The sequence below is a fragment of the Haloarchaeobius sp. HME9146 genome, assembly GCF_025399835.1.
In the GTDB taxonomy this organism is placed as follows: Archaea; Halobacteriota; Halobacteria; order Halobacteriales; family Natrialbaceae; genus Haloarchaeobius.
This window is the reverse complement of sequence record NZ_JAODVR010000001.1, coordinates 3104618-3126444: the sequence shown is the minus strand read 5'-3', so window position 1 is coordinate 3126444 and position 21827 is coordinate 3104618. Positions and strand designations below refer to the sequence as shown.

The 21827-nt window shown below is 64.4% G+C and carries 19 protein-coding genes and 1 tRNA gene; 7 read left to right on the top strand and 13 right to left on the bottom strand.

Annotated features, from left to right (window positions below):
• Positions 1-5: 5 nt before the first annotated feature.
• The 10 genes from N6C22_RS16135 to N6C22_RS16090 all read right to left on the bottom strand — a co-directional run bounded on the left by N6C22_RS16135 (position 6) and on the right by N6C22_RS16090 (position 8818).
• Positions 6-827, bottom strand: a complete 822-nt coding sequence (locus N6C22_RS16135) for a hypothetical protein (protein ID WP_261652149.1) — start codon at positions 825-827, stop codon at positions 6-8.
• A gap of 247 nt (positions 828-1074) precedes the next feature.
• Entirely contained in the window at positions 1075-1497 is a 423-nt protein-coding gene (locus tag N6C22_RS16130; RefSeq protein ID WP_261652148.1) for a type IV pilin N-terminal domain-containing protein, read from the bottom strand.
• A gap of 2 nt (positions 1498-1499) precedes the next feature.
• A complete protein-coding gene (locus tag N6C22_RS16125) occupies positions 1500-1907 on the bottom strand; it encodes a type IV pilin N-terminal domain-containing protein (protein WP_261652147.1) in 408 nt (135 codons plus the stop codon).
• Between the two features lie 844 nt (positions 1908-2751).
• A tRNA-Pro gene (locus N6C22_RS16120) sits at positions 2752-2822 on the bottom strand.
• A gap of 70 nt (positions 2823-2892) precedes the next feature.
• Positions 2893-3768 (bottom strand): RNA-guided pseudouridylation complex pseudouridine synthase subunit Cbf5, encoded by an 876-nt coding sequence (locus tag N6C22_RS16115; protein WP_261652146.1) that lies wholly within the window; start codon positions 3766-3768, stop codon positions 2893-2895.
• A gap of 2 nt (positions 3769-3770) precedes the next feature.
• Positions 3771-4346: a (d)CMP kinase gene (gene cmk, locus N6C22_RS16110; protein ID WP_261652145.1), complete on the bottom strand. Its 576-nt coding sequence runs from the start codon at positions 4344-4346 to the stop codon at positions 3771-3773.
• Between the two features lie 102 nt (positions 4347-4448).
• Positions 4449-5348, bottom strand: a complete 900-nt coding sequence (locus N6C22_RS16105; protein ID WP_261652144.1) for a DUF106 domain-containing protein — start codon at positions 5346-5348, stop codon at positions 4449-4451.
• A gap of 87 nt (positions 5349-5435) precedes the next feature.
• Positions 5436-6344, bottom strand: a complete 909-nt coding sequence (locus tag N6C22_RS16100; RefSeq protein ID WP_261652143.1) for a DUF106 domain-containing protein — start codon at positions 6342-6344, stop codon at positions 5436-5438.
• 36 nt (positions 6345-6380) lie between these two features.
• Positions 6381-7031: an adenylate kinase gene (locus N6C22_RS16095; protein WP_261652142.1), complete on the bottom strand. Its 651-nt coding sequence runs from the start codon at positions 7029-7031 to the stop codon at positions 6381-6383.
• 197 nt (positions 7032-7228) lie between these two features.
• Complete coding sequence (locus N6C22_RS16090) at positions 7229-8818, bottom strand: S8 family serine peptidase (RefSeq protein ID WP_261652141.1); 1590 nt, start codon at positions 8816-8818, stop codon at positions 7229-7231.
• A 259-nt stretch (positions 8819-9077) separates the two neighbouring features.
• Between N6C22_RS16090 and N6C22_RS16085 the strand changes: the two genes are divergently transcribed.
• The gene (locus N6C22_RS16085) at positions 9078-9536 is read left to right on the top strand and encodes an NYN domain-containing protein (RefSeq protein WP_261652140.1); all 459 of its coding nucleotides are present in this window, start codon (positions 9078-9080) and stop codon (positions 9534-9536) included.
• A gap of 140 nt (positions 9537-9676) precedes the next feature.
• On the opposite strand, the gene N6C22_RS16080 is transcribed toward N6C22_RS16085, so the two are convergent.
• The gene (locus N6C22_RS16080; RefSeq protein ID WP_261652139.1) at positions 9677-11551 is read right to left on the bottom strand and encodes a S8 family serine peptidase; all 1875 of its coding nucleotides are present in this window, start codon (positions 11549-11551) and stop codon (positions 9677-9679) included.
• Between the two features lie 288 nt (positions 11552-11839).
• On the bottom strand, positions 11840-13720 hold the full coding sequence (locus tag N6C22_RS16075; RefSeq protein ID WP_261652138.1) for a S8 family serine peptidase: 1881 nt from the start codon (positions 13718-13720) through the stop codon (positions 11840-11842).
• Between the two features lie 187 nt (positions 13721-13907).
• Between N6C22_RS16075 and N6C22_RS16070 the strand changes: the two genes are divergently transcribed.
• The 5 genes from N6C22_RS16070 (at position 13908) to N6C22_RS16050 (ending at position 20379) form a co-directional block, all read left to right on the top strand.
• Positions 13908-14747, top strand: coding sequence for a TatD family hydrolase (locus N6C22_RS16070; RefSeq protein ID WP_261652137.1), 840 nt, complete (start codon positions 13908-13910; stop codon positions 14745-14747).
• A gap of 102 nt (positions 14748-14849) precedes the next feature.
• A complete protein-coding gene (locus tag N6C22_RS16065) occupies positions 14850-15431 on the top strand; it encodes a DUF2150 family protein (protein WP_261652136.1) in 582 nt (193 codons plus the stop codon).
• A gap of 49 nt (positions 15432-15480) precedes the next feature.
• Positions 15481-17778, top strand: coding sequence for a PKD domain-containing protein (locus N6C22_RS16060; protein WP_261652135.1), 2298 nt, complete (start codon positions 15481-15483; stop codon positions 17776-17778).
• Positions 17779-18034: 256 nt separating this feature from the next.
• Positions 18035-19372: a hydroxymethylglutaryl-CoA synthase gene (gene hmgB, locus N6C22_RS16055; protein WP_261652134.1), complete on the top strand. Its 1338-nt coding sequence runs from the start codon at positions 18035-18037 to the stop codon at positions 19370-19372.
• An 83-nt stretch (positions 19373-19455) separates the two neighbouring features.
• On the top strand, positions 19456-20379 hold the full coding sequence (locus tag N6C22_RS16050) for a hypothetical protein (RefSeq protein ID WP_261652133.1): 924 nt from the start codon (positions 19456-19458) through the stop codon (positions 20377-20379).
• A gap of 2 nt (positions 20380-20381) precedes the next feature.
• Here the strand turns inward: N6C22_RS16050 and N6C22_RS16045 are convergent, their stop codons facing one another.
• On the bottom strand, positions 20382-21194 hold the full coding sequence (locus tag N6C22_RS16045; protein ID WP_261652132.1) for a hypothetical protein: 813 nt from the start codon (positions 21192-21194) through the stop codon (positions 20382-20384).
• A 153-nt stretch (positions 21195-21347) separates the two neighbouring features.
• Here N6C22_RS16045 and N6C22_RS16040 point away from each other — a divergent pair, with 153 nt between their 5' ends.
• Positions 21348-21827, top strand: a complete 480-nt coding sequence (locus N6C22_RS16040; protein ID WP_261652131.1) for a DoxX family protein — start codon at positions 21348-21350, stop codon at positions 21825-21827.

Genomic DNA, 21827 nt, shown 5'->3' with positions numbered 1-21827 from the left:
GGTGGCTATTCGAGGAGGACCGCCGCGCCCGTGACCATCCGGGCCATGCCGGGCAGCACGCTCCCGACGACGATGCCCACGGCGTGCGCCACCACGTTCGTCACGCCCCCGTCGGTGACGACCTCCGAGGGGAACAGCATATAGACCACGACGAGCGACATGGCGGTCGCATACCCGAGGACGAGCAGGGTGGTGGCGTGCTCGCGGAGGTTCCGCAGTGGTTCGGGTTCCTGACGGACGAGCCCCGTCACGGAGAGGACGATTCCCAGCGCGACGAGCCCAGCGTGCAGCGGTTCGAGCCCGCCGACCAGCCCGACCAGGATGACGCCGCCCGCTGCGAGGACGAGCGCCTGCGCCAGCCAGTACGCCCGCCGGAGGCCGTACACCTCTGCGACGAAGGCGACGACCGAGGCAAGGCCCATCCCGGCGAAGGCACCGACGACACCGGAGAAGCCCCTGGAGATCGTTTCGTCGGCCACTCCCTGCGACGTGAAGTAGACGAAGCTCCCGAGGTTGACGAGCGGTGGGACTAGCAGGAGCGAGAGAGCGAGACTGTGCCAGAAGAGTCTGCGGCGGTTCCAGTGCAGGTAGAGCAGGTACGTCGGGATGATCGCGAGGAAGTAGCCGATGAGGTTGGAGAGGAGGTGTGCGAGGTTGACGTGGACGAAGGCGGAGGACCAGAGGGTGAGGAGGGTCGGGTTGCTGTGGTTGAGGGCTAGTGATTGGCGGGCTGTTGGGGCTAGGAAGTGGATTGTTGCTAGTGTGAGGGGGATGAAGGCGAGGGCGACGAGGTCTGTGAGGAGTTGGTGGGGTTCGTCGCGGGGCACTGTGAGGGGTGTTTCGAGTGCGTGGTGGTAAGTGGTGTGGCGGTAAGGAGCTAAGGTTATCCACCGCAGTGACTATTTACCCTCCCGGAAGTCCAGCATCCGGCTTTGGAGATTCTATTTCTGAACACCCTGTTCAAGGACGTCGGAACCCGTTCATTAGATAGACTAAGAGGGTATTGACGGGGTGTCTAACATCTCTAGAATAGCAGCCGCTATTCACTGCAAATAAATAAAATGGGCTCCTGGATTACGGGAGCGTGTACTCTGCAATGACGTTGCTACTTCCACCGCTGGGGGAGGACCAAACGAGTCGCACCGTTTCACCAGAGTTGCCAGTGTTCGTCGACGAATACGTTTCACCAGCAGTCCACTCAGATGCACCACTCGAGAAACTGCCAACACTGTCCAAGTCCTGACTGAAGCCCGCACCAGCAAGTGAGAGCGTTGTCGGGTCCAGAGTGTCACCTCCCTCATGAGTGATGTTCAGGTTGGAGCTTGCACCGTTTTCCCACGAGAACGTTGCCTGGGGTGTTTTCTCTTGATTGCCGCCAATATTCAGAACGAACGCACCGATCACAGCCGCGAGAATGACCGTAATCGCGACCATGAGGATCACGCCGATGACCGGCGAGACTGCGTCGTCGTCTGTGAAGAGGTTTTTAAGATTCATTGTTAGAACTGGTGCTCGCTGATCACGTTGCTGCTCCCACCGCTCGGGCTATTCCAGACGATACGGACGGTCTCGGACCCGCTGCTGTACGTAGCATTGTCCATGCTCATACCACCACTCCAAGTGGTTGCACCACCGGACAGACTGAGGCTGGAGTTCGTGGCCGAACCGTTCGTGACCTCAAGCTGAGAGAGTTCAATATCGTCTCCACCATCGTGCGTGATGGTGATGTTACCGCTGTTGTTGGCATAGGAGAAGCTCGCCTGGGGCACCTTCTCCTGCGATCCACCGATGTTCAGTACGAATGCGCCGATAACTGCGGCCAGAATCACCGTGATGGCGACCATCAGGATGACGCCGATAACCGGCGAGACCGCGTCGTCGTCTGTAAAGAGGTTTTTCAGTTCCATGTTTGCGTGTTGTATCCCACACCGTGCGACAGCCGGCGAGCGCCTGCCAGGGGAACGCGGCAGGTGGGTAGCCCGCCGGTGCCGTCAGGTGTTATCGGATGGAAGGTCATTGGGATGGGATAAACCTATCTCAATATGAAATATTTCTTATCTTAATGGGTAGTTAGGAACCGCCTTCAGCAGTGGGTTGTAACCCGTCAAGGCCCCATTGAAACCGACTAAGATAGTTCATATCCCCAGAAACCGAATGATTATCAAAGCTGATTTCTCCAGCGTCTGTGAAAGGTAACTTCCAGAGAACTACCCGGTGTTGGCCGACAACCTTATTTATAAGTTCGAGTGCGGTCCCGGCAATTCTCTCACGCGCGCTTTCGTGCCGACCCTGTCTGACGTTGAAATCTGACAGAGAATGCCGGAAAGGAACGTGTCGTATGGCCTGTATGGAGTTGCAATTGAAAGACATCACCAACAGTGACAACCACAGGCACATGCCGCAGGCCGAGGGTGACGACCCGAGATCTTCGCTGCAGTCACGAGGTGGTCGTGGTCGAGTCACTCGTTACTGACTGCCAGCTGTGAAGACACGGTCGCAATTCTTCCGGCACGACCGTTACCGAGCCAACTGCCGTGCTGGTCGTGATCGTTCGTGCTGGGAGAGGGACCACGACTGCTCACTCCGGGCAGGGCTTCCTCACGAAGCTCGAGAATGGGACCACGGTTGCTCGCGACCTGGTCCATCTTTTCACAAGGGTCGAAAGTGGGACCACGGTTGCTCGCTACGCTCGCAACCTGCTCCCATTTTCTTCCACTACACTCCGCTATCGCTCCGTTTCGTTGCAGAAAATGGGACCGCCGAGAATTGAACTCGGGTCCTACGGACCCCATCCGCAGAGGATACCACTACCCCACGGTCCCTGTACTTTGACCGATGCCCGTCTGCCGTTTAAGGGTGTCGTTTCGTTGGCACCGTGAGAGGTACAGCCACTCAGACGAGGACGCGCTCCAGCTCGACGACGACGCCGGAGTCTGCTCCTTTCTCGCCCACGAACCGTCCGAGACACACCGCGGTTCCCTGCGGGGCGAAGCAGGCAACGAGGTCACCGGACTCGGCATCGTCGTCCACGTCGATGACGCCCGGGGCGTACACCGGTGCGCCGTTCGCGACCTGCTCGGCAGCGTTCGGTGCGATGGTCACGTGTGGGAGGTGTTCCAGTGCCCGCTCGGCGGGCTGGACCACGTCGCGGAGCCAGGACTCGTCGTCCTCCTCGCGGTAGAACGCGAGGGCGTCCCAGAGGTCTTCCAGCGTCACGAGCGTCGAGTCGTCGAAGGGGTCGGTCGCGGTGCGCCGGAGGTGGCCCATGTGGCCGCCGGTGCCCGCGGCGAGCCCGATGTCGTGGCAGAGCTTGCGGATGTAGGTGCCGGACTCGCACTCGATGCGGAGGAGTGCCTTGCGGTCCTCGATCTCGAGCACGTCGAGGTCGTACACCTCGCGCACGCGCAGGCGACGCGAGACCGCGCTCTTGCGCGGCGGCTTCTGGTAGATGGGTGCCTCGAACTCGGCGACAGTGGCCTCGAAGTCCCCGGGGGCGGTCCCGTGGAGTTCGAGTACACTGACGTACTCCTTCGAGCCTTCGAGGAACACCTGTGCCATGCGGGTGGCGTCGCCGAGCAGCATCGGCAGGCAGCCCGTCACCTTCGGGTCGAGCGTGCCGGAGTGGGCGGCCTGCTCGACGCCGGCCTCGTCACGGACCCACGCGGCGACCTGGTGTGCGGAGGGTCCCGGCGGTTTGTCGAGGTTGACGACGCCGAATTCGAGCAGTTCCTCGGGCGAACGGTCGTCGGGCGGTGCGCGAAGACTCATGCTTAGAACTCGTAGTCGAACTCGACCGCGCTCTTGCCTTCGTCGGTGTCACCGTCGTGGGCGTCGACGGCTCCGACGAGGATGTCGACGACGGTGTCGGCGTCCCAGCGGGCGGTGTTGAGACAGACGTCGTAGATAGAACGGTCGCCGATGTCGATGCCGTAGTACTCCTGGTAGCGCTTGGCCTCGCTGGCCTCGCGGGCCTGGGTCTCCTCGGCGGCGGTCTCGGGCGACTTCTCCTCGCGGTCGGCGATGCGCTCGCCGCGGACCGAGAGCGGGGCGTCGAGCCAGAAGCGGAAGTCCGCGGTGTCGCCGGCGAGCCAGCCCGCGAGGCGGGATTCGAGGACGACGCCGTCGCGCTCGTGGGCGATCTCTCGCAGTCGTCGGTCGAGGTCGATGTCTATCTGCTCGTCCTCCTCGGCGAGCTTGTTGAACTCCAGGGGCGTCATGTCCCGCTCGGCGGCGAGTTCGCGGAAGATGTCGCCGCCGGAGATGTGTTCCAGGTCGAAGGCCTCGGCCAGCCCGGCAGCCGTGGTGCTCTTGCCTGTTCCCGGCGGTCCGGAGACGGTCAGTAACATATCCATCCTCGGAGCGTGCCTGTAAAAGAGATTGTGACTTCAGCCGGGCACGCGGGGGCGTGTCACGGCTGGGTGTGGCGGTTCGAGACGCGGAGTGACGAGTTACGTCGGGGTCGCGTTGAGGTCGAGTGGCTTCCGGATGAGCTGGCTGAACCCCATCGAGCAGAGGAAGTACCAGACGATCCACGCCGGCATCGGCCCGGCGACACCCTCTCGCCAGCCGGTTTCACCGACGAAGGGAAGGATCATTCCGCCCTCGACGGCGGTGTCGAGATGGCCGTCGCGAATCATCCAGTACATCCAGAGGAACGCGGGGATGGTGAGGAGCATGATCCAGGCCATCGGGCGGAAGTTCTCCTTCATCATCTCGCCCTGGTCCCCGATTGCGTCCATCTTCTCCTGCTGGATCTGCTCGAGGGCGTCGTCGTCGCCGCGTTCCTTGGCGGCCTGCTCGCGCTCGTTGATGTCCTGCATCTTCTGCTGGATGCCCTTGACCTTGCTCTGGTCGACCATCTTCGCCTGTAGCAGGGACGTGAAGAGACCAGTGACGAGTGCGAGTGAGAGGATGACCGCGTAGAACGGGAGCACGTCGTTGAGGGGCTGGAACACCACGTCGACCGCCCCTCCGACGACGGTCCGAATCGGAGAGAAGTAGTACCCCGTCATCAGCGTCAGTGAGACCAGCCCAGCGACCTTGTCGGCGGTTCGCCAGCTTGACCCGCTGCTTTCGTCGAGGTCGGCGCTACTGGAGCCAGCCGTGGCGTCCGATTCGAGTGCCTCGGCAACTGCATCTGGGTCGGCAATTGCGAACCCGTTCTCCCGTTCGACCAGCGCGTCGGTCTGGATGAGTCGACCCCACTGCCCGCTGTCTATCGCGTCCCTGTCCTTGATGTCTTTCCACTCGACCGTCTCCTCGCCATCGTCGCTTTCGTCCATGATGGCCTCGAGGGCGGCAGCCAGGCCGGGATTCTCCCTGATGGTCGTTCCGACTGTAGTGGTCATCTGGCGACAGTTTTGAAACCGCCCATTACAAAACTTGTCACTCTCGACAGGGCCGAAACAAAGGCGAAAAAGAGGGAGCGCGGACGATTACGTCGGCGTCGCGTCGAGGTCGAGCGTCTTCCGGATGAGCTGCGTGAAGCCCATCGAGCAGAGGAAGTACCAGATAATCCACGCCGGCATCGGGCCGACGCCCTCCTGCCAGCCGTGCTCGCCGAAGATGGGCATGACCATGCCGCCCTCGATGGCCGTGTCGAGGTGGCCGTCACGGATCATCCAGTACATCCAGAGGAACGCGGGGATGGTGAGGAGCATGATCCACGCCATCGGGCGGAAGTTCTCCTTCATCATCTCGCCCTGGTCGCCGAGCGCGTCCATCTTCTCCTCCTGGATCTTGTCGAGCGCGTCGTCGTCGCCGCGCTCCTTGGCGGCCTTCTCGCGCTCGTTGATGTCCTGCATCTTCTTCTGGATGCCCTTGACCTTGCTCTGGTCGACCATGTTCGCCTGCAGGAGCGTCGAGTAGAGCCCCGTGAGCAGGGCGATCGCGAGGATGACCGCGTAGAACGGGAGTACGTTGTTCAGCGGCTGGAACACCACGTCGATGGTGCTGCCGACGACGTTCCGGATGGGGGTGTAGTAGTACCCGGCCATCATCGCGAGCGCGACGACCCCGGCGACCTTGTCCTCGGTGCGCCAGCTCGACCCGCTGCTCGTCTCGTCGAGTTCGACGCTACTGGAGCTGACCGTGAGGTCCCCGTCGAGGGCCGTCTGGACGGCCTCGGGGTCGGCGATCTTGAACCCGTCGTCGCTGTCGACGAGCAGGTCGGTCTGGATGAGTCGACCCCACCGGCCGCTGTCCATCCCGTTCGTGTCCTTGACGTCCTTCCATTCGAGGGCCCTGTCGCCGTCGTCGCTCGCGTCCATGAGGACGGTGAGCGCCTCGGCCATCTCGGGGTTGTCCTCGATGAAGGAGGCTACCTTGTCCGCTGTCCACGCCATATGGAGACGTGTTAGGAACGGATGGGTAAGAAGCTTTTACTCTGCGCGCGCTTCGATGGCGGCCTTCACGTCAGCCCAGACGGCGTCGGGTGCCTGGTTCCCGTCGATGGCGGCGAACTCGTCGCGGCCCTCGTAGAACTCGATGACAGGCACGGTGTTCTCCTCGAACACGTCGAGGCGGTTCGCGACGGCCTCCTCGGTGTCGTCGTCGCGCTGGTGCAGGTCGCCACCGCACTCGTCGCAGACGCCCGCTTCCTCGGGCTGGTTGTACTTGACGTGGTAGTTCGTCTTGCACTCCGTACAGACGCGGCGACCGGTGAGGCGGTCGGTGAGTTCGCTGCGGTCCACGTCGAGGTGGAGGATGACGTCGAGGTCGGTCATCTCGGCGAGCTCCTCGGCCTGTTCGAGGTTACGCGGGTAGCCGTCGAGGACGTAGCCGTCGGCGCTGGAGAGCGCCTCCTCGACGATGGCGTTGACGACTTCGTCGGGGACGAGGTCGCCCTGCTCCATGTACTCTCGCGGGGTGTCGTACTCCGTGTCCATGTCGCTGATGTCCATGTCCTTGTTCCCGCGGAGCGCGTCGCCGGTGGTGACGTGCTCGACGCCGAACGTCTCGACGATGTGCTTGGACTGCGTGCCCTTACCTGCCCCGGGCGCACCGAGTATCAGGATGTGTGGTTTGCTCATGTGGGGGGCATCTCGGTGATGACGTAAAGAGTTAAAGAAAGCAGTCAGCGATGCCAGCCCGTGTGGGAGGCTGGCATGGTGGCAGGGAGTGTGTCGACAGTGTGGTGTCGACGCGGTGTCGGCGCTGCCGGGTCGAGTGGGAGTCGGGCACCCGGCGAGCGTCGACGGGAGTGTGGCTCAGTGGGGTGTGTCCTGTCTTACTGGTACTCCGTGATGGTCAGGTCGTAGCTGCCGGAGCCGGAGTAGGAGTCCACGTCGATCTGCATGTCGGTCGAGTCGTCGGGCGCGTCGATGGTGATGGACTCCTGGCTGTCGGTGCTGTAGGAGGCGTAGTCGTAGTTCGAGGGACTGGCGTTCGTCGTCGTCCCCGTGTTGATGTAGAGGTCGAAGTCGGCGTCGGCCGGCCCGTCGAGTTCGACGACGACCTGGCTCGGGTCGCTGTACTCCCACGCGTAGGACCAGTCGTCGTAGTCCCAGTAGCCCGCGAGGGAGTCGCTGACGGTCGCGGTGGTCGAGTCGCCACCACCGCCACCGCCGCCGCCACCGCCGTCGCCGCCATCGGACGGGTCGGTCGTGACTGCGGCGTAGGCGTCGACCTGGCCGCTACCCTGTTGACTCGAGGAGAGACCGATGTCCTCGGCCGTGTTCTTCAGGTGGCTCCGGAGCTCGTTGTTGGCGAGGCTCGACCACTTCGCGAGGGTGAGCCCGGCCACACCGGAGGTGACCGGCGTCGCCATCGAGGTGCCCGAGAGCCTCTCGTAGCTGCCGCGGGCCTCGGTGGTCGTCGAGAGGACGTCCACGCCGGGGGCGCACAGTTCGACGCTGTCCCCGTACTGGCTGAAGCTGGCGAGGTTCTCGTTGGAGTCGACCGCCGAGATGGCCATACATTCGCTGTAGGCCGCCGGGTACGACACCGAGCTGGAGCCGTCGTTTCCTGCGGCGGCGATGATGAGCGAGCCGTTGTTCTGGGCGTAGCTCACCGCGTTCTTCATCGTGCTCGTGTAGCCGCCGCCACCGAGGGACATGTTGATGACGTCTGCGCCCTGGTCGGCTGCCCACTGGACCGCGTCCGCGATGTCGCTGGTGGAACCGCTCCCGCTCTCGTCGAGCGAGCGGCCGTTGATGAGCGAGGAGTTGCCCTGCCCGGCGACGCCGGTGCCGTTGTCGACGACGGCTGCGGCACAGCCGGAGACGTGGGTGCCGTGGTACTCGTCGGAGGGGACGTCCGGGTACGGGTCGGAGTCGCCGTCGGCGAAGTCCCTGCCGGGGTTGGACTTGTAGTTGCCCGCGAGGTCTGGGTGGTCGTACTGTGCGCCCGTGTCTATCACCGCGATGGTGACCGAGGAATCACCGAGCGTGGTGTCCCACGCCTGGTCGGACTTGACCTGCTGGGGGGCGTACTGGTCGCCGAACTGCGGGTCGTTCGGCGACAGCATCGTCGTGTGGGTCGTGTTCGGTTCGGCGTACTTCACGCCGTCTTTCTTCGTGACCGCCTCGATGAAGTTCTCACGAGCCGCGTCACTGGCCGTACTCGGGAACTTCACCGCGACGTAGCTGAGTGTGTCGTTCTCGTGGACGATCTCGGCGTTGCCGGGGACCGCCTGTTCGACGGTGGCACGCCGGTCGACGCCTGCCGAGACGCCGACGAGGACCTCGTCCTCTTTCGGACCCGGTTTGCGTCCGGGAGTTGCACTCACCACGCCGCCGAGTGCGGCAGCGCCTGCGACTGCACCGGTTGCTTTGACGAACTGTCGCCGCCCGAATTGTGGGGTGTCATCATCTGCCATGAGACGAGATACCGTCCCGAGAGATACTATTAAACTGTTACGAAATGCCTGCAATAAATGTCCGATTTCCGATGGCTATTTCCAATAGATATAAAAATATATCGCCGCCTCAGCAGGGACAGAATCTAATTCAAATATGTCTTAGTCTTAATTTTATTTATTATTTCACGAAACACTGTTTGGATGCGGTGGCGCGCGGTCGCCGACAGCGACGACAGAAACCGCCATGGCTTTGAGCGCGACCCCGATACTCTGGGGCATGAACGAGCGGTTCAGACGGCTCCTGCCGGGCACCGAGCCCCATCCTCGTGCACGAATCGGCCTGTTCGTGGACGGGCCGAACGTGCTCCGTGACGAGTTCGACGTGGACCTCGACGACGTGCGCGAGGCCGCTCGAGCCGAGGGCGACCTCGTCGTGACGCGACTCTACCTCGACGAGCACGCCACGCCGGGGCTCATCCAGGCGGCCGAAGCCCGGGGCTACGAAGTGATCGTGACGAGTGGCGACGTCGACGTGAAACTCGCCATCGACGCCACCGAAGCCGCGGTGACCGAGGCGATCGACACCCTCGCCATCGTCTCGCGAGACACCGACTTCAAACCGGTCCTGGAGACCGCGGGCCGACACGGCCTGCGCACGCTGGCTATCGCGCCGGGCGAGTACGGCCGGTCGGATGCGCTCCAGAACGCCGCGAACGACGCTATCGTCCTGCAGTAGCGACCGTCTCGGGCGGTGCCGTCGCTGTTTCTCTCAGATCGGGCAGAAAGAACGCGCGGGAGCCGCGCCAGTCGACACCGGCGAAGGGGCGCTACCCGCGCAGTCGTGGTGGGTGGGAGACCGAGTGGCGTCCGGAGCCGTTACTTGCCGAGCTCCTCGACGGAGACGGTGTAACTGCCGGAGCCGGAGTAGGAGTCGACGAGGATGCCGATGGTCTGTCCAGCACTCACGTCGTCCAGGGTGATCTGCTCGTTGCTGTCCTGGGTGATCGAGCGCTTGTCGTAGTCGTAGGTGCTCGGGGTGCGCCCGTCTTTGGTCACGTACAGGTCGAAGTCGGACCAGTTGCCACCGTTCAGCGAGATGGTGACCTGGCACGGGTCGGCGAGGTCGAGGTCGTACGTGTAGGAGTCGGAGTCGTAGTAGCCGTAGAGGTAGCCGTCGGCGGAGCCGCCGGAGGTGGCGTCGCCACAGGAGCCACCGCTGCTGGACTCGACGGTGATGGCGACGGAGTCGGACGAGCTCGCGCCGTCGTCGTCCGTGACGGTCAGCGTCGCCGTGTAGTCACCGGCGGTGTCGTAGGCGTGGGTCGCGGTCGCGCCGGTCGCGGTCGCGCCGTCACCGAAGGCCCACTCGTAGGAGCTGATGGACCCGTCGGAGTCCGAGGAGCCGGAGCCGTCGAAGGTGACGTCCTGGCCGACCGTGACAGTCGCGGAGGACGCGCTGATGTCGACGGTCGGGGCCGTGTTGCCGTCGCCGCCACCGCCACCGTCGCCGCCTGCGTCGACGAGGTTCGCGGCGTCGACGCGACCGGCACCCTGCTTGTCCGAGGAGAGACCGATGTCGACGGCCGTCTCCTTCAGCTTCGAACGGAGCTGGGTGTTCGTCCAGTCGGGGTTCGCGGCGAGGCCGAGCGCGGCGACACCGGCGGCGGCCGGGCACGCCATCGAGGTGCCGGAGATCTTGTTGTACTTGCCGCCGTACTGCGAGACGTTCTCGGTCCACGTCGAGAGGATGTCCACACCGGGGGCGACGACGCTCTGGTTGGGACCGTACTGCGAGAAGCTCGCGAGGTCCTCGTTCTCGTCGACTGCACCGATGGCCATACACTCGTCGTAGGCCGCCGGGTACGACACCGAGCTGGAGCCGTCGTTCCCGGACGCACAGATGATGGTGACGCCCGCGTCTGCGGCGTAGCTGACGGCGTTCTTCATCGTGTCCGTGTAGCCGCCGCCACCGAGGCTCATGTTGATGATGTCCGCGCCCTGGTCGGCTGCCCACTTGACGGCGTCGGCGATGTCGGCCGTCGACCCGGAGCCCTGCTCGCTGAGTGCGCGCCCGGAGAGGAGCGAGGAGTTCGACATGCCGGCGATACCGGTGCTGTTGTCGGTGGTCGCGGCACAGATGCCGGCGACGTGGGTGCCGTGGTACTCGTCGCTCATCGAGTCCGGGTACGGGTCGGAATCGGAGTCGACGAAGTCCTGGCCCTTGTCGGAGCCGAAGGCGGCCGAGAGGTCGGGGTGGTCGTACATGACGCCCTGGTCGACGACCGCGATGGTCACGTCCGAGCTTCCCAGGGTCGTGTCCCACGCCTGGGGGGCACGGACCTGCTGCGGTGCGTACTGGTCACCGAAGTCGGGGTCGTTCGGGGTCGCGAACGCGTAGTGCGTCTTGTTCTCCTCGACGTACTTCACGCCCGCCTTCTTCTTCATCGCCTTGGCGACGGCGGAGTCGGCCTGTGCAGCGGCCTGGTCGGGGAGTCGAACGGCCATGTAGCCGAGGCCGTCGTTCCGGTGAACGACCTGTGCGTTGCTGGGGAGCGCGTCCTGGACGCGCGACTGGGCGGTCGACATGCTGGTCGATGCCGAGATACCCACGAGGAGTTCGTCCTCTTTCGGTCCGGGGTCGCGACCGGGCGTCGCCGATGTGACGCCTGCGAGAACAGCGGCTGCGCCCGCTGCACCCGTCGCTTTCAGGAAGGTACGCCGTGCCCACGATTGACTGTTATCGTCTGTCATGACACACGCCAGCAGATGTACCGCCACTACTTATATTTTTACAAAACTGAGCTAAATTTATAGTAGATTGAGGCTATTTCCGAATAATTTCGGATAAAATTGTGTGCCGTCGCAGATAGAAACTATTGTGAACGGAGCGCTGGTTGTTCGATATCCGGCACCTCGGCGTCTCGCGCCGTGGTTGACAGCGACACCCACGGCTCGGCGACTCGTGTTCGTCGTGCGATACTGCGAGAAAAAAGCGGCGGGGGATTCGCTGGTGGCGTGACGCGATTCGGGCAGCCGTCGTTACTTGCCGAGCTCCTCGACGGAGACGGTGTAACTGCCGGAGCCGGAGTAGGAGTCGACGAGGATGCCGAACTCCTGCCCGGAGCTCACGGTGTCGATGACGATCTGCTCGTTGCTGTCCTGGGTGATCGAGCGCTCGTCGTAGTCGCTGGTGCTCGGGGTGCGCCCGTCTTTGGTCACGTACAGGTCGAAGTCGGCGTCGTACGGCCCGTCGAGGGTCACCGTGACCTGGCACGGGTCGGCGAGGTCGGCCGTGTACGAGTAGCTGTCACTGTCCCAGTAGCCCGAGAGCGAGCCGTCGGCGGAGCCACCGGAGGACGTGTCGCCGCACGAGCCACTGCCGCCGTCGGACTCGACCGTGACGGTCACCGAGGTCGACGAACTCGCGCCGTCGTCGTCGGTCACGGTGAGGCTGACGGTGTAGTCGCCCGAACTCCCGTAGGAGTGCGAGGTCGTCGCGCCCGTGGCGGACGAGCCGTCACCGAAGTCCCACTCGTAGGAGCTGATGGAGCCGTCGGAGTCAGAGGAGCCGGAGCCGTCGAAGGAGACGGAGTCACCGACCGTGACCGTGCGCGAACCGCCCGCGATGTCCGCGGTCGGGCCGGAGTTACCGCCACCGCCGCCACCGCCGCCGACGATGTTCGCGGCGTCGACGCGGCCCGCGCCCTGTTCGTCCGAGGAGAGGCCGATGTCGACCGCCGTGCTCTTGAGCTTCGAACGGAGTTCCGACACGGTGAGGCCCGGGTCGGCCGCGAGGCCGAGTGCGGCGACACCCGCGGCGGCCGGACAGGCCATCGAGGTGCCCGAGATACGGGCGTACTTGCCCGGGATGTCTGCCGAGCGCTGCCCGTCGTCGTTCGTCCAGCACGAGAGGATGTCGACGCCGGGTGCAGCCACGTCGATCTTGCTGCCGTAGTTCGAGAAGCTCGCGAGGTCCTCGTTCTCGTCGACGGCGGAGACCGCGACACACTCGTTGTACGCGGCGGGGTAGTCGACGGAGCCCTCGCCCGCGTTCCCGGCGGCACAGATGGGCAGCGCGCCGTTGTTGACGGCGTAGCTGACTGCGTTCTTCATCGTGTCCGTGTAGCCGCCGCCACCGAGGCTCATGTTGATGATGTCCGCGCCCTGGTCTGCGGCCCACTGGACCGCGTCCGCGATGTCGGCCGTCGACCCGGAGCCCTCCTCGCTGAGCGAGCGCCCGGAGAGCAGCGTGGAGTTCGACATGCCGGCGATGCCCGTGCCGTTGTCGATGGTGCCCGCGCAGATGCCGGCGACGTGGGTACCGTGGTACTCGTCGCTCATCGAGTCCGGGTACGGGTCCGAATCGGAGTCGACGAAGTCCTGACCCTTGTCCGAGCCGAAGCGAGCGGAGAGGTCGGGGTGGTCGTACATGACGCCCTGGTCGACGACGGCGATGGTCACGTCCGAGCTCCCCTGGGTCGTGTCCCAGGCGGTCGGTGCGCGCACCTGCTGGGGCGCGTACTGCCCGTCGAACTTGGGGTCGTTCGGGGTCCCGAGCGCGTAGTGCGTCTTGTTCTCCTCGACGTACTTCACGCCGGGCTTCTGTTTCATCGCCTCTGCGACGGAGGAGTTCGCCTGCGCGGCGGCCTGGTCGGGGAGCTTGACGGCCATGTAGCCGAGCTCGTCGTTCTCGTGAACGACGTCCGCGTTCGCGGGGAGGTCGCTTGTGATAGCTGCCTTCGCGTCGGCCACGCTCGCACTCGCGGCGACGCCCACGAGGAGTTCGTCCTCCTTCGGTCCGGGGGAGCGTCCCGGCGTTGCGGCGGTCAGGCCGGGGAGGGCTGCCGCACCTGCGGCGATACCGGTTGCTTGTAGGAACGTACGTCGGCTTGGGGACGGCTGGTTGCTATCGTCTGCCATGCCTACCACTGTCGAATGGTGATTACCACTTATATTTTGCCAAATATTGCTATAAATCAATTCTGAGTTACACTAGTTTACAGATTGAATCGTAGAGAAACTGTGCGCCGGCGTCGCGGCGGTCTCGCAGGGCGAGCGACCGCTGGGGACAAATTTTTCACTCGCCCACGCGCACGCACGACCAGCAATGGCCGAACTCGACACGCCGGTACTGGACAACCACATGCACCTCGACCCGGCGCACGGGCGCGGCATCGAGGCCGTGAAAGACTTCGCGCGCGTCGGCGGCACCCACCTGCTCGTGGTGAACAAGCCGTCGTGGCACCTCGGCGACCTCCCGGCCGAGCGCTCGGACTTCCGGCACGTCTTCGAGACGACCATCGACGTGGTCGCCGACGCGACCACCGAACTCCCCGGCAGGGCGTGGCCCGTCCTCGGCGTCCACCCCGGGCTCGTCTCCAAACTCGTCGACGCGGGGCACTCCCCGACAGACGCCCGCGACCTCATGCAGGCCGGACTGGACCTCGCCGCCGAGTACGTCGACGACGGCAAGGCACTCGCGCTGAAGTCCGGCCGTCCCCACTACGAGGTCTCCGACGCGGTCTGGGATGCGTCCAACGACGTGATGCGCCACGCCTTCAGGCTCGGCGCTCGCGAGAAGTGCGCCGTCCAGCTCCACACCGAGGGCTCCGACGACCTCACCGAGGTCGCCGAGTGGGCCGAAGCGGCTGGCCTCGACCGCACGCACGTGGTGAAGCACTACGCAGGTGGCAAACTCGCTGGCCCGATCCCGAGCGTGATGAGCGAGAAGGACCGCCTCGAGCTGGCGGCCGAGCGCGACGACCACTTCCTGATGGAGACCGACTTCGTCGACGACCCCGACCGCCCGGGTGCGGTCCTCGGCCCGAAGACCGTCCCCCGCCGGGTCCGCTGGCTGCTCGAGGAGGGCTACGACGAAGCGGTCCACCGGGCCCACGTCGAGACGCCCCGGCTGGTGTACGACATCGACACCGAAGCGACCCTGTGACCGACTGGCCGAGGCCACGTGTCACGCTCGGACCGGATGTGCACCGTCCCCACGGGGCCCAAGTAGAGAAAGGCATTTGACTACGCCGGGGTAGGTTCACGTATGAGCACGCCCCCGACCGAGTACTACTCGGCCGAACGTTGGCAGAACTGGGTGGACCGCATCCGCGAGGAAGAGATAGACGCCGAAGACGAGGACTCCATGCGCGTCTTCGACCTCATGCAGGACGACGCGGCCATCGCGGCCGCCAAGATCGTCTCCAGCTTCGACGACGGCGACCTCGACGAAGAGGGTGCCTCCGAGAAGATCAACGAGATCGGCGACATCGTCTTCTCCGAACCCGATTTCGACGACGAGGACAAGGTGTTCCTCGTCGGGAGCGTCCAGGAGAGTCTGAGCATCGTCCTCCACGCCTGCATGGAGTACATCCATGCCGGCGCTGCCGAAGAGGCGAGCATCGAAGAGTACGTCGCCGCCGCCGCCGACGCCGAGGAGGAAGAGGACATCGAGAGCGCCCGCGGCTTCCTCGTCAAGGCCGGGACGCTCATCATCGACGGCGAGAACCTCTCGCCCGAACTCGGCAAGGACCTCGAGTACGGCCCGGTCGCCGAATGGCTCAACGGCCTCGCGAGCCTCCAGTCCGCCATGGAAGACCCAGAAGTCGTCGAAGAAGACGACGAGTAACCCCGGTTGGCAACAAGGGTTTTAGTCTCACGCGGGATAGGACAGACAAATGGATAGCTGCGGGGACGAGCGCGCCGTGACCGTGCAGGTAGGCGCAGTCATCTTGCTCGCGTTCGTCGTCATCGCCATCGCGACCTACCAGGCGCAGGTCGTCCCCCAGCAGAACTCCCAGGTCGAGTACAACCACAACCAGCAGGTCCAAACGCAGTTGCAGGAGGTCCGAAACAGCATCGTCACCGCTGCGGCGACCGGGCGAGCGACACCCCAGACGGTGAGCCTCGGGACGACCTATCCTTCGCGGACCATCTTCGTCAACCCTGGACCACCAGCAGGGTCCTTGCGAACCGTCGGCACGCAGAACACCAGTATCAACGTCTCCGTGGCCAACGGGACCGCGGTCGACGCCGAGATAGACGACTACTGGGACGGCACGGCCCGGAACTTTTCGACGGGTGCACTCGTCTACCAGCCGAACTACAACGTCTACGAGAACGGGCCGACGACGGTGTACGAGAACTCGCTCCTCTACAACGTCTACCGGTCGGCGAACATCACCGTCGCAGGGCAAGGCATGGTCGACGGGACGGAGATAACCCTGGTCGCTCTGGGTGGTGAACTCCAGGCGAACTCTGGTGGAACCGAAACTGTCGACGTGACCAGCCTGAGCACCTCCGAGAACACGGTCGAACTGACGAACGAGACCGGCACGAACCTCACCATCACGTTCCCGACGTACCTCAACCAGACCCAGTGGCTGGACGTCATGGGTGACGAGGTCGACGGGACCGGGAACACCAGCAACGACGCCTACGTCCACAGTGTGAGCTACCAACCGGTCCCCGGACAGCAGTTCAACCTCGTCACGCTGGAGTTCGAACAGGACGTGACCTACGAACTCGACCTCGCCCGGATCGGGGTCGGCGAGACGAGTGGGGTAGACAGGACGAACGCGACGTATCTCACCCTCGTCGGCGACCCACAGGTCAGCGAGGGCGAGACGGGCACGGTGACGTTCGAGGTCCGCGACCAGTACGACAACCCAGTCAGTGGAATAACCGTGAACGCGAGCGCGTCGAGCGGTACTATCACGAGTTCGAACCCGCAGACGACCGCCGCGAACGGTCAGGTCGAGTTCTCCTATCAGGCTCCGAGCGACGTGGATGGGAGCGACAACACGGACACCGTCAATGCGAGCTTCACGGTGAACACCTCGACGACCAGTATCGACGCCAGTGCCCCGGAGAACGTCTCGGCGACCGTCGAGATACGGAACTCTGACGGCAGTGGTGGCGGCGGCGCTGGCAACTACGACATGATGTGGGATTTCGACTACATCGAAGCCCAGAACACCTACACCCAGTGCTACACCGCCAACGAGACCTGCGTCTACAACATCAGCCAGACGACCAACGACAACCTCGACATGCGCGTCAACACGACGCCAGCGACCTCCGAGGTGTTCGTCGACTTCGGTCACAACGACAGCACCATCGTGAAGGCGTTCAACCCGTCCGAGGGCGCAACCGACGGGAGCGGCTACCGGACGACCACGCTGTCGTTCGAGAACGGTGATCCGACGGGCACGCTTCGGCTGCTCGCGTCCGCGGTCGAGGACCCCGAGACGATGACGCTGAAGGTCATCGGGAGCGGCGGTGGCGGTGGGGCGAACAACCCGCCAGTCGCAGATGCCGGTGGGCCGTACACGGTCGACGAAGGGAACAGTACCACGCTCGATGGGAGCGCGAGCAGCGACAGTGACGGCACAATCGAGACCTACGACTGGCAGGTCATCAGTGGCTCGGGGAGCATCACGAACACCGACAACACGACGCCAACTGCGACCTACAACGCGCCTGCCAACGTCGGGTCTGACACCGACATGACCGTCCAGTTGACGGTCACCGACGACAACGGGTCGACGAGCACGGATACGACGACGGTGACCGTACAGGATACTGGTGGGAGTGGCGACTCGACGGCACCGACCATCGATACGTTCAGTGTGACTGACCAGAGTACGACCAGCGGTCCGAACCAGAGGGCATCCTTCCAGGTCAACTGGTCCGTCTCCGATAACCAAGACCTACAGACGGTCCGTATCACGCTGAGTAACGTGAAGGATGGCGTGGTGGCGAACAAGACCATCGCCGTCAGCGGGACGACCGCCTCGGGCCAGACGACTGTGGAAGACACCAAGTTGCGGAAGAACGAGGACTACACAATCACGATTACCGTAATCGACGCCGCGAACAACCAGAGTTCTCAGAGTGATACGCAGAAGGCAGACGGCAGCGATACGACGAATATTCGTCTTTCAGTGAAGCGTGAAATGCTCCTTCGGTCTTAGGGGTTGCTTGATGAACGGGGCTCGATAGTAAGTTTCTATCTTCTGCCACCTATGATTTCCACCACCGCAAAATCGACAATAGATCTATTTATTTGATAATTAAAACAGGCTGTAATGCTTGAGCGTGCCGTCACGGTACAGATTGGCGGGGTATTCTGCTTGCGTTCGCCTCGGGTGAACGTCCCCTAGTAATTCGACACCTGTCGAACTCGCAGTCGACAATATCATATAGAACCGACACGCAATCACTGGTATCATGACCACCGTCGGAATCGACGCCATGGAGATCTGGACAGGAAAGCTCAAACTGGACCTGCCCAACACGTTCGCCCCGGAGAAGGGCGAGGACCCCGCGAAGTACACGAAGGGCCTCGGGCTGAACGCGTCGTCGTTCCCCGATTCCTACGAGGACATCGTGACGATGGGGGCCAACGCCGCGAAGAAGCTGATGGACCGAAAGGGCCTCGAACCGGACGACATCGGCCGAATCGACGTGGCCACGGAGTCCAGCTTCGACAACTCGAAGCCGATTTCGACGTACATCGCAGGCTGTCTCGAACAGGTGTACGAGGGTGACTTCCACCACGCGAACAAGGGCGAGCGCAAGTTCGCCTGCATCGCGGGCACCCAGTCCATCGACGACGCCTACAACTGGATTCGCGCGGGGCGCAACCGCGGCCGTGCCGCGCTCGTCATCGCGACCGACACCGCGCTGTACGCCCGGGGCGACGCCGGCGAGGCGACCCAGGGCGCGGGCGCGGTCGCGATGCTCATCGACGAAGACCCGGACCTCGTGGAACTCTCGATGGAGCAGGGCTACGGCTCCGCCGACGAGACCGACTTCCTCAAGCCGAACCAGCAGTTCCCGAGCGTCGACGGCAAGCGCTCGGTGAAGGTGTACCTCGCCCGCATGCGCGAAGCCCTGGAGGACTACGAGTCCGTCGCGGGCAAGATCCACCCCGACGACTTCGCCTACGGCCCGTTCCACACGCCGTTCCCGGGCATGGTCCGCAAGGCCGCCCTGCTCGCGTACCGCCACATCATCCGCGACACCGAGGTCGAGGACGAGCTCGCCGACGAGATCGGCCGCCAGCCCCGCCAGGAGGCGTTCGACGACGACGAGGAATTCACCGAGGCACTGCGCGAGTACATGGACGCCCTGAAGGGCACCGAACAGTACCAGGACTGGTACGGCCGCACCATCGAGCCCACCCTGGGCATCTCCCGCGAGGTCGGGAACTGGTACACCGGCTCGGTCCACATCGCTCGCCTCTCCGCGCTCATGCACGCCGCCGAGAAGGGCGAGGACCTCGCCGGGAAGAAGCTCCTCGTCGGCTCCTACGGCTCCGGTGCACAGGCCGAGATTCACGCCGAGACCGTCTCCGAGAACTGGCTCGAGGAGGTCGAGGCGCTCGACGTCGACGAGCAGATCGACGCCCGCTACGACCTCTCCTGGGAGGAGTACGAGGAGGTCCACGACCGCCACAACCACGAGAAGGACAAGGAACTCGAGGAGTTCACCGCGCCGCAGAACGAGTTCGCCTTCGACGGCTGGGGCCGCATGGGCGAGCGCAAGTACCGGTACGTCGAATAGTCGCGGTTCGTCTTTTCTTCCGCCCGGTCGGTGGCTGATACCATACGCAACCTATACCGATACCCCGGCGTAACCTCGGGCAGATGGTGGCTCGACCGACGCGACGAGGCCTGGGTGTCCTCGTCGCCGTCGCTTTGCTGGTGGGTGTACTGACGAGTGTGACCGTCGTGGTCGTCGCGGACGACGACGATACGGGAATCCTCGAAGGTGGCGAGGACCTGGCGCGGGACCTCGGCTTGGTCGGCAGCGAGACGATGACGAAGATTCGCGACGGCCTGCTGCTCGGGGACGGGAGCATCGGTGGCACGCCCGACCGTCCCGCCCCGGACCGCGACGGCGACCTGCTCGCGGACTCGTGGGAGCGCGCCGGCGAGTTGCCCGACGGAACACCACTTCCGGGCGCTGACCCGGACCGGAAGGACATCTACGTCTACCTGAGCTACGGCTCGAACGTCGAGCGACTGACCCAGGGCGAGAAGATACGATTGAAACGCATCTGGGCGGAGATGCCGGTGTCGAACCCCGACGGTTCGACGGGTATCGACCTCCACATCGTCAGAGCAGACCGGCTGGACCACGCGGTGACGGTCGAATCCGTCGACGCCGAGGCGGTCCGCGGGCACTACACCCGCGAGCGACTCGACGGCGGCTTGTGCACCTACTACGGCGTCACCGTCGGCGAACTCGACGCGGGCCGGTACCTCGGGCTGGGTGACGCGCCGGGCTACGCCAGCGTCGTCCACCGTGACGCGCCGTGGTACGCCCACAACGGGACGGGCGTCTCGGGCGTCATCACGCACGAGTTGCTCCACAATGTCGCCGGGCGGGTCGGTGAGGACGGCCACACCGGCGCGGGCTGGCTGTCCGGCGAGCGGGACGGGCCGCGGGACTTCCTCTCGGAACCGACCCGGACTCGGCTGAACGAGACGGGCTTCGTCTTCCCCGACGCGAACCACGGCTACTACTACCGGCTCTGCACGGGACAGGAGACCACGACAGAGAACTGAGTCTATTCGTCTGCGTCGGACGTTCCGGTTCTGATGACCGACTCCGTCCTGATGACCGACTCCGTCCTGATGACCGACTCCGTCACGTGGACCGTGACCGCGGTGTTCTCGTTCGACACCACGAACCGGTAGTCGGCGGTGAATCCGTCCGGGAAGGCGAACGATCCGGACTCTCCGGGGAGGGGAACGGTGATGCGACAGTCGCAGGTCTCCACGTCGACGGTCGCCTCGTTTGCTCCAATCACGGCGAGCTGACTGTCCGTGACGGAGAGGTGGGCGTCGTCGCTGACGCGGTGGACGGCGCTCCCGTTCCGGTGGGAGACGTTCCGCAGGTCGACCGTCGCGTGGTCGTCGTAGGCGAGGGTCGCCGCTGGCTCGGTGGCGAACGCGACCGTCTTCGCGGTGAGACTACCCTGGCCACGGACCGTGAGTGCTGGGTCGTCAGCACTGGCACCATCGCCGAGCTCGAGGACCGACTCTTCGAGGACCAGCGAGCCGCCGTCGGCGACGACGACGTCACCGGTCACGACGAGCCGGACCGACTCGTAGCTCGTCCGGTTGGTCACGACGAGGTCGCCCTCGTGTCGAATCGTCCGGGGCGGGTCGGGAGTGGCCGCGGGGCCGACCGGGCGCGACGGTTCATCGCCAGCGCCTGCCGTCGAGTCCCCCGAGGTCTGCGTGCTCGAAACCGGGTCGTCGCTGTCGGGGACCACGGCGTCAGCAGGGGCTGGGGTGGGTCCCACGCCGAAGCCCGTCGCGCTGCAGCCCGCGAGCATCACCAGCACGGCGACGGTCAGTAGGAGTCGACCTCGCATGTCGAGTTCGAATCGGTCGGTGGCCGATGTAAACACTACGGCCGGGCGAGACGTGCCTACATACCTCTATCGGCCGATGTCTCGGGTTCTGAGGGTTTCTTTCCCCAGCGGACGAGAATAGCACAAATGTCTCTGCGCCCCGTCTTTCCGGGTATGTCTACAGTAACCGGGCGGCTCGACCTGGACCGGGTGTCGAACACGGACGTGAGCGTCCTGGCCGTGCGCCTCGGCGTTGGCCTCATCATGCTGGTCCACGGGCTCGGGAAGCTCACCGGGGCCGGCCCCGCAGGCTCAGGAATCGAGGGATTCGCTGCCGCCCTCGTCAGCCTCGGGGTCCCCGCACCCGTGCTGACCGCGTGGCTCGTCGGATTCGCCGAGACCATCGGCGGGCTGCTCGTGCTCGTCGGGCTATTCAGCCGGATTGGCGCGGCTGCCATCGCGGTCGTCATGACGGGGGCCATCCTGCTCGTCCACCTGCCGAACGGTTTCGTCGTCTCGAACGGTGGCTACGAGTTCGCCTTGCTCGTCCTGCTCGCGTCGGTGTCGCTCGTGTTCACTGACCCCGGGAAGTACTCGGTCGCACACTGGCTGGCCGAGCGTGAAGAGAAGAAGACGGCTCGGCCCGCAGCCTGA